Origin of the sequence: Winogradskyella sp. MIT101101 (genome assembly GCF_047126865.1) — a bacterium.
Lineage (GTDB): Bacteria > Bacteroidota > Bacteroidia > Flavobacteriales > Flavobacteriaceae > Winogradskyella > Winogradskyella ouciana.
Genome location: NZ_CP138982.1, coordinates 172,989 through 189,443, shown reverse-complemented (window position 1 = coordinate 189,443; position 16,455 = coordinate 172,989). Strand labels below are relative to the sequence as shown.

General features: G+C 34.5%; 14 protein-coding genes. 5 read left to right on the top strand and 9 right to left on the bottom strand.

Annotated elements, in window-relative coordinates:
• Positions 1-94: 94 nt before the first annotated feature.
• Entirely contained in the window at positions 95-787 is a 693-nt protein-coding gene (locus tag SIB89_RS00855; protein ID WP_155087634.1) for a hypothetical protein, read from the top strand.
• Here the strand turns inward: SIB89_RS00855 and SIB89_RS00850 are convergent.
• Entirely contained in the window at positions 784-1,854 is a 1,071-nt protein-coding gene (locus tag SIB89_RS00850) for a DUF3667 domain-containing protein (protein ID WP_412560764.1), read from the bottom strand. The two genes, SIB89_RS00855 and SIB89_RS00850, sit on opposite strands and share 4 nt — an antisense overlap.
• A gap of 230 nt (positions 1,855-2,084) precedes the next feature.
• Here SIB89_RS00850 and SIB89_RS00845 point away from each other — a divergent pair, with 230 nt between their 5' ends.
• Entirely contained in the window at positions 2,085-2,768 is a 684-nt protein-coding gene (locus SIB89_RS00845) for a hypothetical protein (RefSeq protein WP_412560763.1), read from the top strand.
• Positions 2,769-2,837: 69 nt separating this feature from the next.
• On the opposite strand, the gene SIB89_RS00840 is transcribed toward SIB89_RS00845, so the two are convergent.
• Together SIB89_RS00840 and SIB89_RS00835 are read right to left on the bottom strand one after the other, a co-directional pair.
• Positions 2,838-3,437 carry an HD domain-containing protein gene (locus SIB89_RS00840; protein ID WP_412560762.1) on the bottom strand — a complete coding sequence of 200 codons (600 nt, stop codon included), beginning with the start codon at positions 3,435-3,437 and terminating at the stop codon, positions 2,838-2,840.
• Positions 3,437-4,327 (bottom strand): YitT family protein, encoded by an 891-nt coding sequence (locus tag SIB89_RS00835; RefSeq protein WP_412560761.1) that lies wholly within the window; start codon positions 4,325-4,327, stop codon positions 3,437-3,439. The genes SIB89_RS00840 and SIB89_RS00835 overlap by 1 nt, the downstream gene beginning before the upstream one ends.
• Before the next feature lie 146 nt (positions 4,328-4,473).
• Here SIB89_RS00835 and SIB89_RS00830 point away from each other — a divergent pair, with 146 nt between their 5' ends.
• Positions 4,474-5,766 carry a hypothetical protein gene (locus SIB89_RS00830; protein WP_412560760.1) on the top strand — a complete coding sequence of 431 codons (1,293 nt, stop codon included), beginning with the start codon at positions 4,474-4,476 and terminating at the stop codon, positions 5,764-5,766.
• A 183-nt stretch (positions 5,767-5,949) separates the two neighbouring features.
• Here SIB89_RS00830 and SIB89_RS00825 read toward each other — a convergent pair whose 3' ends face one another.
• From SIB89_RS00825 to SIB89_RS00810, 4 genes are all read right to left on the bottom strand, one after another.
• Complete coding sequence (locus SIB89_RS00825) at positions 5,950-7,410, bottom strand: oligosaccharide flippase family protein (protein WP_412560759.1); 1,461 nt, start codon at positions 7,408-7,410, stop codon at positions 5,950-5,952.
• A gap of 42 nt (positions 7,411-7,452) precedes the next feature.
• Positions 7,453-8,736 (bottom strand): glycosyltransferase family 4 protein, encoded by a 1,284-nt coding sequence (locus SIB89_RS00820; protein ID WP_412560758.1) that lies wholly within the window; start codon positions 8,734-8,736, stop codon positions 7,453-7,455.
• Positions 8,737-8,812: 76 nt separating this feature from the next.
• Positions 8,813-11,260, bottom strand: a complete 2,448-nt coding sequence (locus tag SIB89_RS00815; protein WP_412560757.1) for a YfhO family protein — start codon at positions 11,258-11,260, stop codon at positions 8,813-8,815.
• A 74-nt stretch (positions 11,261-11,334) separates the two neighbouring features.
• Entirely contained in the window at positions 11,335-11,628 is a 294-nt protein-coding gene (locus SIB89_RS00810) for a DUF4834 family protein (protein WP_412560756.1), read from the bottom strand.
• A 107-nt stretch (positions 11,629-11,735) separates the two neighbouring features.
• On the opposite strand from SIB89_RS00810, the gene SIB89_RS00805 reads away from it, so the two are divergent.
• Together SIB89_RS00805 and SIB89_RS00800 are read left to right on the top strand one after the other, a co-directional pair.
• Entirely contained in the window at positions 11,736-12,701 is a 966-nt protein-coding gene (locus SIB89_RS00805) for a transporter (RefSeq protein ID WP_273289824.1), read from the top strand.
• A gap of 8 nt (positions 12,702-12,709) precedes the next feature.
• Positions 12,710-13,882, top strand: a complete 1,173-nt coding sequence (locus SIB89_RS00800) for a GTP cyclohydrolase (protein ID WP_412560755.1) — start codon at positions 12,710-12,712, stop codon at positions 13,880-13,882.
• A 3-nt stretch (positions 13,883-13,885) separates the two neighbouring features.
• Here the strand turns inward: SIB89_RS00800 and SIB89_RS00795 are convergent, their stop codons facing one another.
• Both SIB89_RS00795 and SIB89_RS00790 read right to left on the bottom strand, forming a co-directional pair.
• Positions 13,886-15,145, bottom strand: coding sequence for an aminotransferase class I/II-fold pyridoxal phosphate-dependent enzyme (locus SIB89_RS00795; protein ID WP_412560754.1), 1,260 nt, complete (start codon positions 15,143-15,145; stop codon positions 13,886-13,888).
• 209 nt (positions 15,146-15,354) lie between these two features.
• Entirely contained in the window at positions 15,355-16,392 is a 1,038-nt protein-coding gene (locus SIB89_RS00790; protein ID WP_155087647.1) for a PLP-dependent cysteine synthase family protein, read from the bottom strand.
• Positions 16,393-16,455: the final 63 nt, after the last annotated feature.

The following is a 16,455-nucleotide window of genomic DNA, read 5'->3' as shown; positions in this document are numbered from 1 at the left end:
AGTCTAAAATTAACCTAAAAGGACAAGGGATAAATTATTTGGTTTAATTTTCATTTTGTAAATTGTAAACAGCTATTAACCAATTTTTTACAAAATGAAAACATTAACTTCCATTCTATTATTTTTTATAGTGTGCAACTTGTCTTTTGCGCAAACAGATTGTAAACCCTATGTCCCAACAGAACAAGGCACAAAATGGGAATTGACAAACTATAATGCCAAAGGGAAAATTACCGGAACGGTCAATTATGAATTGGTTGATAAAATTGTTGATGGTAATGAAGTGACCTTTAAAATAAAAACAACAACTTTTGACAAAAAAGGAAAGCAAATTTTTGAGAGCGAATACGAAGCAAAATGTATTGATGGCGTTTTTGATTTAGATATGGCCGTTAAAATGGATGGCAGTCAAATGTCGCAGTACGACGGAATGGATGTAGAAGTAGATGCTTCAAAATTTGAAATTCCTGAAATGGACGCTAGTCCAGGTACAGAACTAGAAGATGGCACTTTAAATGTAAGTATGGGATCTTCTGGTGCTATCGGATTTAAAATGACAATAGAAATAACCGACCGCAAAGTAGAAAAAAGAGAGACATTAACTACAGAAGCTGGTGAGTTTGATTGTATTGTTATATCACAAAACATCAGTACTAAAATGATTGTTAAAGTAAGAGCCTCTTCTAAAGAATGGTATTCAGAAGGTATTGGATTAGTGCGCTCTGAGTCTTATAACAAAAAAGGCAAGTTAATGGGCTATAGTGTTTTGACTAAAATGGAAAACTAGTAGAACAGAAACGCAATTACACCAAGAATTCCAAAAGATAAAGGCAAAACAAATAATAAAAATAAAAAGCTCACCAAACCGCTTTTTATAAAACTTAGAAACCAGTTTTGTCCATAAAATTTAATTATTGCTAAAAGTAAATAAATAAATGTAGAAAATGCTACAAGCCAGTCTATCCAATCTGGTATAGGCCAAAAACGGTTAACGCCAAAAATAATACTGAATACTACAAACAAAAACGAGAAATAATAAAAGCTAAAGACTAAATGATGCGAATATCTTCCTTTGTTAAAAAAGAATAGTTTTAACAAAAAGGCAAAAATTGGCAACAAAAAGAACATAGCTAAAGGTATACTATCGATAAAGGTTTGATAGATTTGACCCAAACCCATCGTTCTGTAAAACTTTAATCCTTGCTCATAAAACTTCCTGGTTAAAAAACCATCATCTTCATCCATTCCCATGGCCTTATAAAGCTCTTCATCTGTTGCGTCTTGTGCAATTAGAGAATCCAACTTTTGTTCATTAAAACTAAATGATGTCTCTATATCGTCTTTTGGAATCTTAATATTCGATATGGAGTCGAGTGCCTTTAAGCCCTCTTCATCTAAACCTATATTTACGCCATTTTCTTGAAGGGGTTTAACAAATTCGTTTACGTTAATGGAGTCTTGAGGAATAACACTATCACGTTGTGCAAGTTTTTCAGACCTATTCTCTAAAACCCTTTGCATATTCTTATCTAATTCTTCCCTACCCTCACGTACATAAAAGTTAAAAATAAAGAAGAAGATAACAGCAACAAACAAATACATCTGAGCTGGATGCAAATACAACAACCGCTTACCCTTAATAAACTCCTTAGCCAAATAACCTGGCCTAATCATTAATGGAATAAAGCTTTTTAAAAATCTTGCATCAAAGGAAAAGTAATTGCTGATTGTGTTATAGAAAAGCACACCAATAGTTAGCTCATCATTGGTTTTTTGTCCGCAATGAGGGCAAAATTGAAAACCTTCATCGTAAGGTTGCTCACAATTCTGGCAAGTGACTTGGTTAGTATCCATAATTGGTGGTTAGTCTGCTTTAAAAGTAGTAAAATTTATAATATGGTTAGCTATAATTTAGAAGACTTAGCATCAATTTTGTTACAAAGCTTGCCTTAAAATGTTTTGTAAGTGACTGTGATTAAACGATTTGTAATCTTGGCACGCTAATTGGTTTTCTACAGACATATAGCGTAAGCCTAAAAGTTCTAAACGAGTTAGAGCTAGGCAAATCTAAAAACCTATAAAATATGAAAAGGCAAGTACTTTTTTTGGCAATGGTGTTATTAGGAATAATATCAGCCACAGCGACAACAGCAGGAGATGCTGTTTTAAATGGGGAAGATTTTAAAAATGCACGCTATCGTTATGCACAACCTATTTTGTTTGTAGAACGTGGTGTAGAGTTTTTGATTTTTCCTGATGGAAGCTTCGACTTTAATACGGAAGCATTTTCTACAGTGCCAGGCAATCACTATTACAGACGTAATAGACGTGGCACAAATAGAACTTATGGAGCACCAGGCACAAGATACCATAGAGGTGAAAGAGGTGTTTTGGTACAACACGATAGATTAGGACGTGTAAGACGTATTGGTAACGTATTTATCAATTACGACAGACAAGGCAGAATTAAACGTGCTGGTTCTGTATATATGAGTTACAGAAGAGGCCAACTAAAACAGGTTGGTGGCTTACAAATTCTTTATAATAGATATGGAGATGTGATTGGTACACGAGGACAGGTAAACTTTAGCAACCAAGGTTGTGGCTTTTGTGGAATTTCTGGCTGTACTGTAGATCACTTTGATAGTCACTCTTTCGATGATGATGATTGGGACGACGATTGGGATGATGATGACGACTATTATTATTACAGAAAGAATGGTAAAGTAAAGAAGCAGAAGAAAGCAAAATTCAAAGATTTTGATTGATATGTTAAACCATTAAATTGTATTTGATGGCTATAATAACCCTGAATATATCCCCAAATAGTTCAGGGTTTATTTTTTTGAAAAATTACCAGACTGATACATGAGTTTTTCTAGGTTTTTATATTTCCTGAAAGATTTATATTGCTTACAATAATTGGTGTGATAAGTGTGGTTATTAATAAAATCCACCTGAATGTTATACCATTCCTTTGGCGTTAATTCTTTATTAAAATACTTAAGCTCTTTGTACAACAATTCACTAACCGAAAAAAAATGTTTAGTGCCTAGATATTCCAGATCGGCATCAGCTAAAATTTCTTCCAAATGGTTTTTTGGATCCTGAGGGATTTTAGTAGCCATAATCATTCCGCATACAGAATCGATCTCTTCTGTAGAAAAATGAAAACCTTTCAAATCCTTTGAAGCAATTTCACAACCAATCTCTTCATGATTTTCATGTGATTTAATAAACCCTACATCATGATACAAGGCGGCTATCTTTAACAGTAATAAATCTGATTTAGAAATATTCTCTTTTGAAGCTATGTAAATAACCTTCTCTAAAACATAGCGTGTATGTTCTATACTGTGATAAGTTAAATAGCTTGGTAGATTTTTCTCTAAAAGCTCAAATACATGAGCTTGTATTTTCTTAAAGGGTACTTTCATCAACGAGCACTTTTTCTACTTAGAATGCCGCCACCAACTTCTCTAATATTTTGTACAAACATAAATGCTTTAGGGTCTTTTTCCGCAATGGCTTTTTTAATTTTATGCATTTCCAATCTTGTAACTACCGTTACAATAATATCGCAATCTTCTTTTACTCCATAAGAACCAGGTAAATTTCCTCTTTCACCTTTGTAAACCGTAATAGCTTTATTGAAATCATTTACAATAAGCGATTTAACCATTTCAGAATTAGGAGATATAATATTTAATGAAATTAATTTCTCTATCCCATTTACGATATAATCTGAAACCTTTACCGCAGTAAAAAAGGTAATTATAGAATACATGGCTTTATCCAAGCCTAAAAAGAAAGCAATGATTAAGAAAATAGTGGTGTTGATTGCGATAATTATCTCAGCTGTTGAAAAACCCAATTGCTTATTTGTGTATTCAGCTATCACCTCCAATCCATCAATGACTCCTCCACTTCTAATTACAAAGCCTATACGTAATCCAACAAAAACACCACCAAAAGCAGCAACTAAAAAATGATCCTTTGTGATTGCCGGAACGGGAATTACATTAAGCGCTACACCTAACAGAATTAGCGCCACTAAAGCATGTACAGCAAAATTTTTACCAATTTTCCTATAGCCCATAAACACAAAAGGAATATTAAGTAGAAGCAATGGTATCCAAACATCGATATGATAAATTTCGTGCAAAAGAATTGAAATACCCAAGAGACCACCATCTAAAAAGTGATTAGGAATCATAAATCCTTTTATAGCCACAGTAGCTGCTGTTACACCTATGAGCTTCAAAAACAATGATTTTATACTAAATACCTTACGTAATTCAATGCTATTATCTTCTAAGTCGCTCATGGTAAGTTTATTTATAGATGGCTAAAGTATAAATTTTGAAGCATTTACCTTTATGATTTGTTAAATATCAGTATATCAAACAGTTAAATATTTTGGCACGCTGTTTGTTTATTACTAGATGAATTTAATTTTAAAACCCTTTAACTATGAAACGGATTCTATTTTTATTTGCAAGTATAGTGGCTTTTGGCACTACTGCATTCGCAACTACAACCACCACAACAACATCTGAGGCTGATGCTTCTATTAATAATTATGTGAGAGGTTATGGGAATTCTTTCATATTTACTGAAGGAGGCATTGAATTTTCAGTTTACAGAGACGGACAATTCGATTTTTATTTGCCTGATTATGGACCAGACGTCAGTGTTGGTATCGATACACCAGGTTTTACCTTGAGTTTTAACGCAGGTTATGACTATAACCCATATGTACAGTATGATAGATTTGGTGCAATCATTCAAATTGAAAACACACCAATTTTCTATGATTTCTACGGAAGGGTTAATCAAATCGGTAACATTTTGATCACTTATAACGGATTTAACAGAATTAGTAGAATTGGTGGATTAAATGTTTATTACAGAAACAATACATATTGGAGATGTGATGGGTTCATCAACGTTTATAATAGAGCATACGTTTGGAGACCTTGGCATAGATTTTACATTATTCCACCAGTAAATTACTGTGTTGTTAATGTGCGTCCATACAGACAATTTTACACACCTGTTAGACATATCTATTACAGACCATATAGAAACAACGTGAGATATTACAATGTTAACAATGGAAGACGTGGCAACGCACAAGTAACTAGAAGAAACACTAGTGATAGATACGTACAGACTCCAAGAAATAGAAGAGAGCGTACTATACAGAGAACGGTTACCCGTAGAAACACAGAAATCACAAGAACTAGAACTACACGTCTTGCAGAAAACTCGTCAACTAGGACATCTAGAGCAACACGTGGCAACAGTACAAGAACAACTCGTGGTGACAATGCTAGGACTACAAGATCTATAAAACGATCTGATAAAGGCACTACCACACGTTCTAATACTAGAGTGACTAGACCGAGTAATAGTACAAGAACAAAAAGTAAAACGACTAGAACACGTTCTAATGCCAGAGTTAACACTCCATCAAAAACAACACGTTCTAGTACTGTAAGAACAAAAAGAAATACTAATAATAATGTGACCAGAACACGTGGTTCTGTGTCTAAAAAAGTAGAGAGAAAAAAAAGTACTTCGGTAAGAAAACCGAAAACCAATAACTCTCGTACATATAGCAGAACGACAACGCAAAATAACAGACAGCGAAGTACAGTTCAAAATAAGAGAAAGTCATCTTCGGCATCGTCTAGATCTAAAACAAGTAGAAGAAGCAACCAAAGTTCTACCAGATCTAACTCAAGACGAAGCAGAGGATAAAAGATAAAAACATGATTTTTTTGGTTGGTTAGTAGAAGTCCCGTATGATGTATGCCTCAGAGCACCTTACGGGATTTCTCGTTAGCATTCCCACGAAAGTGGGAATCTTTTCTTTTATAAGAAACCAAAAACTAGATTAAACAGATTGCGACGCTCATACTTCGCTCGCAATGACAGTTAATGTCACTTCAACCGCAAATACTTCTTCATCTGCATATTAATATCATCTGAAACATCCAATTTATAAATCAAGATGAAATACAAAAGACTAACCATAACCGACTTTAAACCAATGTTTATTAGTGGATGAAACGGAAAGTCCCAAAAATACATGAGTCCAGAAAGTAAGATTAAAATAAAAACAATCTTTAAGGAAGACCATGTAAAAGGCTGTACGTTAAACTTAAGCTTTACAAATACAACTTTAACCGTATTATAAATTGCAACAGCCAGAAATGTTGCAAATGCCGAGCCGTCTATACCGTAAACTGGGATAAAAATAAAATTCAAAATTATAGCGATTATTGCCAAAGCGACCCCAAAAAGTAACACCATTCTGTAATAATCACTATTAAATAAAATGGCATTATTATTCCCTAAACTATTGTCATACAATTTAGCCAGACTCACAATTAGGATTACGAAAAGTCCACCTGTAAATTCTTTAGGTAGAATTTCATATAGCTGATTGATATTAAGAACAATCAATAGAAAAATAAAACCACTGATGACCAATAGACTCACAGAGCTGCGCTTGTATAGATCTTCTAAGGCTGATTTGTTATTTTCATTGAGATACTTCGCCGTTAAGGGCATCATTATTTGGTGCATTGAGCGTTGCGGTACTGCAATTACGGTTGCGATAAAAATGGCTACACTATAGTAAGCTACTTGCTCAATATCCTCTATCATCAAGCCAATCATAAACTTATCAATATCTAAAATGAGCATGGCTACAGAACCAGCTATAATCATAAGTCCAGCATACTTTAATATAGCTGGTAACTTTTCGATTTTTTGAAATTTAAATTTTGGAAACCTAACAGAATAGGCATACAGTTTCATAATGAGCATTCGCAAGACATAGACACCAACCAATGCCAAAATAAATTGCTCAACACTTAACCAGCCTAGATACACCGCAAACAATAAAATCATAATGCAAACACGATGAAATATTTCCTTCATCACATTACCAAAAACGGTTTGCAATTGCACTTTAGACCAGGCGAAGAAAATTTCAAAATAAGCCATGGCAACGGCAATAATAAAGATGTGCCACACATAATCTTTAACTATAGGATTTTCCCTAGACAGTAAAGTCCCTATGGCTTCATAAGAAAAACAACCTATAAACACAGCTGGAATAATAAAGGCCAACGGCAAAAATAACATCAAGGTTAAAAAGCTATTGATGCTGTTTTTAGATTTAAAAGACGAATAGAATTTAATAATCGCATTATGAACACCAAATGCCGTAAACGGCATCATAATGTTAGCAGCAGATAGCAAAAAGGCAACTAGCCCATAATATTGATCGGTTAAAAAGTTAGTGTAGAGAAACAGGGTATTAATGGCACCAACACCAAAACCTATATAAGTGCTTATTGTATTTTTAAAGGATTGATTTAATACGATGCCCATAGCATCACAATTTACAATTTAAAAACACCAAGTTCCAAAACTCTAGCGTACTAAACTTACCAATTGCTCTGTAAGTGCCTTTCTATGATATTTTTGAAGTCCGATACCATTCACTTCTAGGCTATTTTTTTGGTAAGATTCAAAATAGCTCATGATCTGATTTTTTAATTCCTTTTTTTGGTTGTAGTTAAAATAAGTTCCTGTATTTGTGGATGTAATGATTCGCTCCACATCAGAGTTTTTAGGACCCATCGCTAAAATTGGCGTTTCGGAAATGAGATATTCAAAGATTTTTCCCGGAATAATGGCTTTGGTGTCTTCGGAATCAATTTCAATTAACAATAATAATTGAGATTTCATTTGAAACTTTATGGCTTCCTCATGGCTTACATATCCAACTACATTAAGAAACTGTTCCAGCCCATGTTGTTTAATAGATTCTACAACATCATCACTAACCACTCCTATTAAGTTGAGCTGAAAGGCTCCTGAAAATGCTTCAATTTCATCAACCAATTCAGAAATCACTTCCCATAAAACCGCAGGATTTCGCTCTGAAAGTAATGAACCTATATGCGATAACGTAAACTTTTTATCCTTCCCTTCTACCCTTATGGAATGTGAATCGTATCCATTGGTTATAACGGTAATAGGTTGGTCAGTCTTTGACTGAAATTCATTTTTAGTATGATTACTGGTTACGATTATTTTATCCGCAGTATTTAAAACGTTTTGTTCTAAAGTTAAATGTTTGTTTTTTGAAGATTCTGTTAATTTCAACGCTTTATGATAGCCTATGGTTGTCCAAGGATCTCTGAAATCCGCTATCCATTGCACTCCAGTCTGTGCTTTAAGATTTAGACCAATGAGATGTAAACTATGTGGTGGCCCAGTGGTAATAATGGTTTTAATTTCGTTTTCACTTATATAGTTTGAAAGAAAATCAACCGAAGGTTTTACCCAATTTTTGCGAGCGTCTGGTATAAAATAATTCCCTCTAACATAGAGCATCAGTTTTTCTATTAATGATTGCTTTTTGGCTTTTGGAATTACACCAGAACTTATTTTTTTAGAACTCTTTTTTGACAACATATTGGCAAAACCATACGGTTCTTTTATAGGCTGTTTTAAAACAGTTACATTATTTGGAATTTCATCAACTAAACTCTCATCAATAATTGGGTAGTTTGGATTTTCAGGGCAGTAAACAATGGGCTCAATACCAAACTCTGGTAAGTACTTTACAAATTTTAGCCATCGTTGTACGCCTGGTCCTCCAGCTGGTGGCCAATAATAGCATATTATTAAAATCTTTTGTTTGCTCATTTCTGTCATTCCTGCGAAGGCAGGAATCTATTTAATTTATTCAGAGTGTAGATTCCTGCCATCGCAGGAATGACAATTAGTTGTCTTTCTTTTTAAAAGTATAGAATATTCCCAACAACAAGAAAATTCCAAAAACAGTTGAACTTGCCAGTGCTATAGTACTACCGGTTTCTACAACTTCTGGTTCAAACTTAAATTCTATGGTGTGGTTGCCTTTTGGTACTTCCATACCTCTTAAAACATAATTAACGCGTTGGTGAGGCATAGCGTTTCCATCTAAATAAGCCTGCCAGCCATTATCGTAATAGATTTCAGAAAAGACCGCAAAACCATCGTTTGAGTTGTTGGACTCATATTTTAAATAGTTTGGTTTAAATTCTTGTAGCTGAATAGAGGCTGTTGAATCAACTTCAAAATCAGAAGGCAAAACTCTTTGGTTTGGTTTTACTATAGCATCCTTATTTGTAAGATTAACCTTAGTATATATGGCCTCATCCTTAGTATCTAAACTATCTAAGGCTTTAATTTCAGCATTTGCATTTGATAATTGCTTCAATTTGCTTACAAACCAAGCATTACCATTAGCATCGGTATTGTTATATGGAAATATTTGACCTTGTTCTTCGGCAATGATATATTTGGTATTCAGCATATTGAGGACGTTCATATTATTGTTGTAAATATGAAACTCCATCAATTCATTATAACGGCCTAATTTCGCTGCATGGTAACCAAACAGAGAATTATGAAAATATGCTGCGCGTCCTGGTTTCCGTTGCCCTTCAGAAGACATATCCAAAACCCTAAAATGACCATCATCCTTTAATATCTCTTTATCTGCAGAAGTAGGTTGATATGGTTTATCGACCTGCAAAGCAGATACAAACTTGTCATTATTAACATATTGCTTATCAATACTTACCAAATCAAAAAGTATTAATGCAGCAAATACAACAACTACAAGAGTTTCTGATAGTTTTTTCTTCAAGAAGAAATAAACGATTCCTGCAGAGAGTAATACCAGAATTAATGTTCTTATAGTATCCGTAGTGAATAATGCTTTTCTATCTTTTATAATAGCATCTAGCAAGGGTTCTGGTATTCCTTGGTCATTTGGGCTCCTAAAATCAAACAGTGTCGATTTAAATAATAGAAAGACCAAACACAATCCTGCTGTGATAATAACCGTGTTTCTTAGTGCCTTTAATTTTTCTTCATCTTTCTGAAAATCATTGAATAAGCGTACCAATGCAAAAATCCCTAGAATAGGAATGCATAACTCCAAAATCACCTGAATAGACGTCACTGCTCTAAACTTGTTATACAGTGGCACATAGTCTATAAAGAAATCTGTAAGGAAACCTAGGTTCTTACCATAAGACAATAACAATGACAGAATAGTACCACAAACAAGCCACCACTTTAATCTCCCTTTAACTAAGAACAAGCCCAAAACAAAAAGGAAAATAATAACCGCTCCCACATAAGCAGGTGCTTCTACAATGGGTTGATCTCCCCAATACATTGGCGCGTTTTTAGAAACCTCTAAAGCTTCAATAGGTGAAGCACCCATATTAACGTAAGTCTTATAAGTTTCAGAATCCTTTCCTATGTCCTCCGAATTGCCTCCACCCATAAACTTTGGAATGTAAAGGTTAAATGTCTCAGCAAAACCATAACTGTATTCTGTGATGTAATCTTTACTTAATCCAGTAGAGACTTCTTTAGGTGAACCATCCGGATTTATAGTTAATTCGCTCTTACCACGTGTGCTTTCTTTTACGTACTCTTGGGTCGCCATAATATTGGTGGCGTTTAAGCCAACAGCCAAAATAGCAGCTACAGCCAACAATCCAACGGATTTAAAAAAGTGTGGCAATACTTTTTTTCGGTAGGCATCAATTAAATAAGCTATTCCGAGAACAATAACCAATAACAAGAGATAATAGGTCATCTGAAAATGGTTGGCAACAATCTCTAAACCTAGTGCAACAGTTGTGAGCAGAAACCCTACAATGTATTTTTTTCTGAATGTGAGAATGATTCCTGATAACACCAATGGCATATAGGCTATTGCATGTGCCTTTGAGTTGTGACCGACACCGAGAATTATAATAAGATATGTGGAAAATCCAAATGCCAGTGCGCCAAGTGCGGCCAGCTTAAAATCAACCTTTAGCGATAGCAATAAGATGTAAAACCCAATAAAGTATAGAAATAAATAATCTGCTGGTCTTGGTAAAAAACGTAAGGTTAAATCAAGTTTTTTTATATAGTTATGTGGGTATTTTGCACCTAATTGATAAGTTGGCATACCTCCAAAAGCACTATTAGTCCAGTAGGTTTCTTCACCTGTAGCTTTGGCGAACTCTTTTTGCTGCTGAGCCATGCCTATATAATGCATTATATCGCTCTGAAAAATCTTTTTGCCTTGTAGAACTGGACTAAAATAAGCTAATGACAAAACCACAAACCCAATTAAAACAAGGAGATGTGGTAAAAAACGTTTAAAGGAAAATGACATGAATATCGTCTATATAATTGAATCTGAAAAGTAGTTATTTTTTTGATAAAATTACTGCTTAATCAATAACTATATCAATCAATTTCTTCGTAATCGATATATTCTCCCACTTTTTCGTTAGAGGATTTATTCTGCTCGGGCATTTTATCTATAACCGTCTCCCCTTCGCGTCTTTTCTTCTCTTCACGTTGTTGGGACTGATTTTGAAAACCACCAAATTGTTGCCCAAATTTTTCTTCAGCTTTTTTTGCCACAAAACGCATAAGAAACGGAGCAAAAAGTCTGGTTAAAATCTTTAAACCAAACCAAATAAGCAAAATAATTAATATAGTTCTTAATAATCCCATTGCCGAAGCTTGCTGTATCATTTAAAAATAAAGTAATATTCAAAAATACAATTATTGGTATTTATAATCCGTTATTATTCCTTAAAAAAAGTATAAAATATATATATTTGAACTTAAACCAAAAGCTAATGCGAATACTCAAATCAATTTTCGTTTTAATATTACTGCTAACCTACAACTCTACACAAGCGCAATATACCGAAGTCATAAACTCTAATCGCCCAGGATTATCTGAAAGTGCTTTCTCTGTCGGAACCAATGTCGTTCAGTTTGAGGCTGGTGCTTTTACCGTAAAGGAAGAGCATGTGCCATTAAATTATGAAGTATCTGGTTTTGGATTGGATTTTTCAGTACGTTATGGATTATTATTTGAGCAACTGGAAATCTCTTTAGATGGTGTCTATCAAAATGACAATATAACCTTTAATAGCGCCTCAGTCCCTGTTGAAGACAAACGCTCTAATTTTAAAAATTTTACATTCGGCGCAAAGTATTTAGTATACGATCCTTATAAAAATGCCGAAGAGGCTAAACCCAATTTATATAGCTACCATGCCAACAGAAGCTTTCAGTGGAAATCTTTGATACCAGCAGTCTCTGTGTATGTTGGTGCTAATTTTGACACCAAGAACAATCCTTACACGGCACCAGATGTAGAAGGGTTCAGTCCTAAAGTGATGATTGCCACCCAGAATAATTTTAATGGTGGTTGGGTTTTTGTCATGAATTTAATAAAAGACAGAATTGGCTCTGATTTTTCAGACTTTCAATACATTTTTACATTAACCCATTCCTTTACCCCACAATGGGTGGTGTTTGGTGAAGCTCAAGGTATCAACAGCGATTTTTATGCAGATAACATCTTTAGGTTTGGTGGTGCGTATTTATGGACCAAAGATTTTCAGCTCGATGCCAATATAGCTTTTAACACAAAAGACACGCCTTCAGTATTTAATATTGCTTTTGGTGCCTCTTACCGTTTAGATTTTCACCAAGACAAGAAAATTGATAATGGTAACGGCAATACTGGAAATTTCAAAAAGAAAAGAAAAAGGGATAAGAAAACTGATGATTTTGACTCTGACGGCATATAAGCGACTGCATGATTACAATTAAAGAAGCCACAACCAAAAAAGACCTAAAGGTATTTGTAAAGTTTCCATTCACGCTTTACAAAGATTCAAAATATTGGGTTCCACCAATTATCAGGCAAGAGCTAGAAACCTTCGACAAGGATAAAAATCCTATTTTTAATGATGCTGAAGCTCGATTTTTTCTGGCGTATAGAGACCATAAAATTGTTGGTCGTGTGGCAGCCATTGTAAATTGGCTCGAAGTCAACAAACAGCAAATAAAAAAAATGCGTTTTGGATGGTTTGACTTTATTGATGATCTGGAAGTCAGTAAGGCTTTATTAGAAACCGTTGAACGCATTGGCAGAGAGCATCAGCTTGAGTATGCCGAAGGTCCCGTTGGTTTTTCCAATTTAGATAAAGTTGGAGTTATGACAGAAGGATTTGATAGTATAGCACCAATGATTACGTGGTACAACCACCCTTACTACATTAACCACTACTTAGAGAACGGCTATAAAATTGAAAAGGAATACTCTGAAAGTAAGTTTCCTTTCGAAAATGTAAAACCTGAGACTTTTAAAAAAGCGCAAGAGCTTATTAAAAGGCGTTACAAGCTTAAAGCACTGAAGTTTACAAAAACTGAAGAGGTCATGCCTTATGCTGATCGAATGTTTGATTTATTTAATAAAAGTTATGCCTCTCTCGCTTCATTCGTCGAAATTACAGACCTTCAAAAAGCCTATTTTAAAAGTAAATTTATAAGTTTTGTAAATCCCGATTATATAAAGTTTGTTGTTGATGAAAATGACAATCTTATTGCATTCGCCATAGTAATGCCTAAGTTTGCTGAAGCGTTACAGAAAGCAAACGGTAGGTTATTTCCAGTAGGTTTTAGTCATATTCTTAAAGCCAAAAAGAAAAGTAAGGATGTTATTTTTTACTTAATTGGAGTGCATCCAGAATATCAGAACAAAGGTGTACATGCTGTAATCTTCAATGAATATTATGAAACCTTTACTAAAAAGGGTATACAAACCTGTTACAGAACACCAGAATTAGAGGATAATGAGGCTATACACAAAATCTGGAAACATTTTGACCCTGTAGTTTACAAACGGAGAAAAAACACTGAGAAAAGACTTATAACAAAAAAAGGCTTTGCAAATTGCAAAGCCTTTTTTATATCTAAAATTGAGTAATTATTATTCTCCCATTGCTGCAATTAAAGCCGCAGACATTCTTTTATATGTTCCATTTACCAAACGATCTCTAATCGCATCAAAAGCGTCTAAAGTTTCCCTTACATCCTCTAAAGTATGTGTTGCCGTTGGAATCATTCTAAGTAAAATCATTCCTTTAGGTATTACAGGGTAAACCACTATAGAACAGAATATTCCATGATTTTCACGCAAGTCTTTTACCAAGGCCATAGCTTCAGGAATACTACCTTTTAAGTAAACCGGAGTGACACAACTTTGTGTCGTTCCTATATCAAAACCACGCTCTTTTAAACCCGATTGCAACGCATCAACGATGGTCCACAGATTCTTTTTAAGTTCTGGCATTGTGCGCAACATATCTAATCGTTTTAACGCACCAACCACCAATTGCATTTGCAAAGACTTTGCAAACATCTGAGAACGTAAATTATATTTTAAATAATCTATAATTTCTTGATCAGCAGCAATAAACGCTCCTGTACTTGCCATTGACTTAGCAAATGTTGCAAAGTAAACATCTATGTCATCTTGTACACCTTGTTCCTCACCTGCTCCTGCACCAGTTTTACCTAACGTACCAAAACCATGAGCGTCATCAACAAAGAGTCTAAAGTTAAACTTCTCTTTTAGTGCAACGATTTCCTTTAATCGACCTTGTTCACCACGCATACCAAAAACACCTTCAGAAATTACTAAAATTCCTCCGCCAGTTTGTTCTGCCATTTTTGTAGCACGCTCTAGGTTTTTTTCTAGGCTTTCTACATCATTGTGCTTGTAAGTAAAACGCTTGCCCATGTGCAAACGAACGCCATCAATAATACAGGCATGTGCGTCAACATCGTAAACAATAATATCGTCTTTTGAGACTAAGGCATCAATGGTAGAAACCATACCTTGATAACCAAAGTTTAAAAGGTAAGCAGCTTCTTTGTTTACAAATTCGGCAAGTTCGCTCTGCAGTTGCTCGTGCAAATCCGTGTGACCAGACATCATTCTTGCTCCCATCGGATAAGCTGAGCCATATTGCGCAGCAGCTTCAGCATCAACTTTTCTAACTTCGGGATGGTTAGCCAATCCCAAATAATCATTAATACTCCATGTTATAACTTCTTTGCCCTGAAATTTCATTCTGTTAGAAATCTCACCTTCGAGCTTTGGAAACACAAAATAACCTTCTGCTTGAGCAGCCCACTTTCCTAATGGCCCTTTATCTCTGTAAATCTTTTCAAATAAATCCTTCATACGCTACGGTTGCAATAAGCCTAGTTTTCTTATGCCGAATGATACATAAAATAGACTTTGAATCTTAGTTAATTTAATCTTGTTAGTGTCCGCAAAATTAGGTAATAATATTATGACAGCATAATTTATTTAATTTTACTATCCACTAAGTTTTGAACATAAAAAAACCTACCATATTTCTATGATAGGTCTATTGTTAGTTAGTTACTTTATTTTATATACTCTATGGTGGTCGAAACTTCGTTTTTACTATCAAAAAAGCCTTGATCTGCCATCCATTTATCACTGTAAACTTTACTCATATAACGAGAACCATGATCTGGAAATATGACCACAACCTTGTCAGAAGGTTTAAATTCACCTTCCTCATTAAGTTGCTTTAATGCTTGCATTGCCGCACCACTTGTGTAGCCTACAAAAAGCCCTTCAGTATTAGAAATCTCACGTGCGGTGTGAGCGCTTTCTTCATCAGTTACTTTAACAAATTTGTCAATTAAGTCAAAATCTGTAGCCGTTGGGATTAAGTTCTTACCTAATCCTTCAATTCTGTATGGGTAAATCTCCTTATCGTCAAACTCACGGGTTTCATGATACTTTTTCAATACAGAACCATAAGCATCAACACCAATAACTTTTACATTTGGGTTCTGTTCTTTCAAATATTTAGAAATACCAGAAATAGTTCCTCCTGTTCCGCTACATGCTACTAAATGCGTAATTTCACCATTGGTTTGATTCCATATTTCAGGACCAGTAGTGTTGTAATGCGCATCAATATTCAATTGATTGAAATATTGATTAATGTATATGGAGCCTTTAATTTCTTCATGTAATTGCTTAGCGACTTGGTAATAAGACCTAGGATCATCTGCATTAACATGAGCTGGGCAAACATAAACCTTAGCTCCCATAGATCTTAACATATCTATTTTATCTGCGGAAGACTTAGAACTTACAGCAAGAATACACTCATAACCTTTAATAATACTAACCATAGCTATGCTAAAGCCCGTATTACCAGAAGTTGTTTCTATTATAGTGTCACCAGGAGTTAAGATACCTTGACGCTCAGCTTCTTCTATAATGTGCAATGCGATTCTATCCTTGGAAGAATGACCTGGATTAAATGCTTCAACTTTAGCAAAAAAATCACCATCAAAGTCAGAGGTCATTTTATTTAATTTGATAAGAGGTGTACTACCTATAAGCTGTAATACATTATCAAATACATTTTTGTTTTTATCCATAAATGTTAATTTCTGTCTTCTAAACATTTAGTTTAGACACATAAAACCTTGCAAAAGTAACAT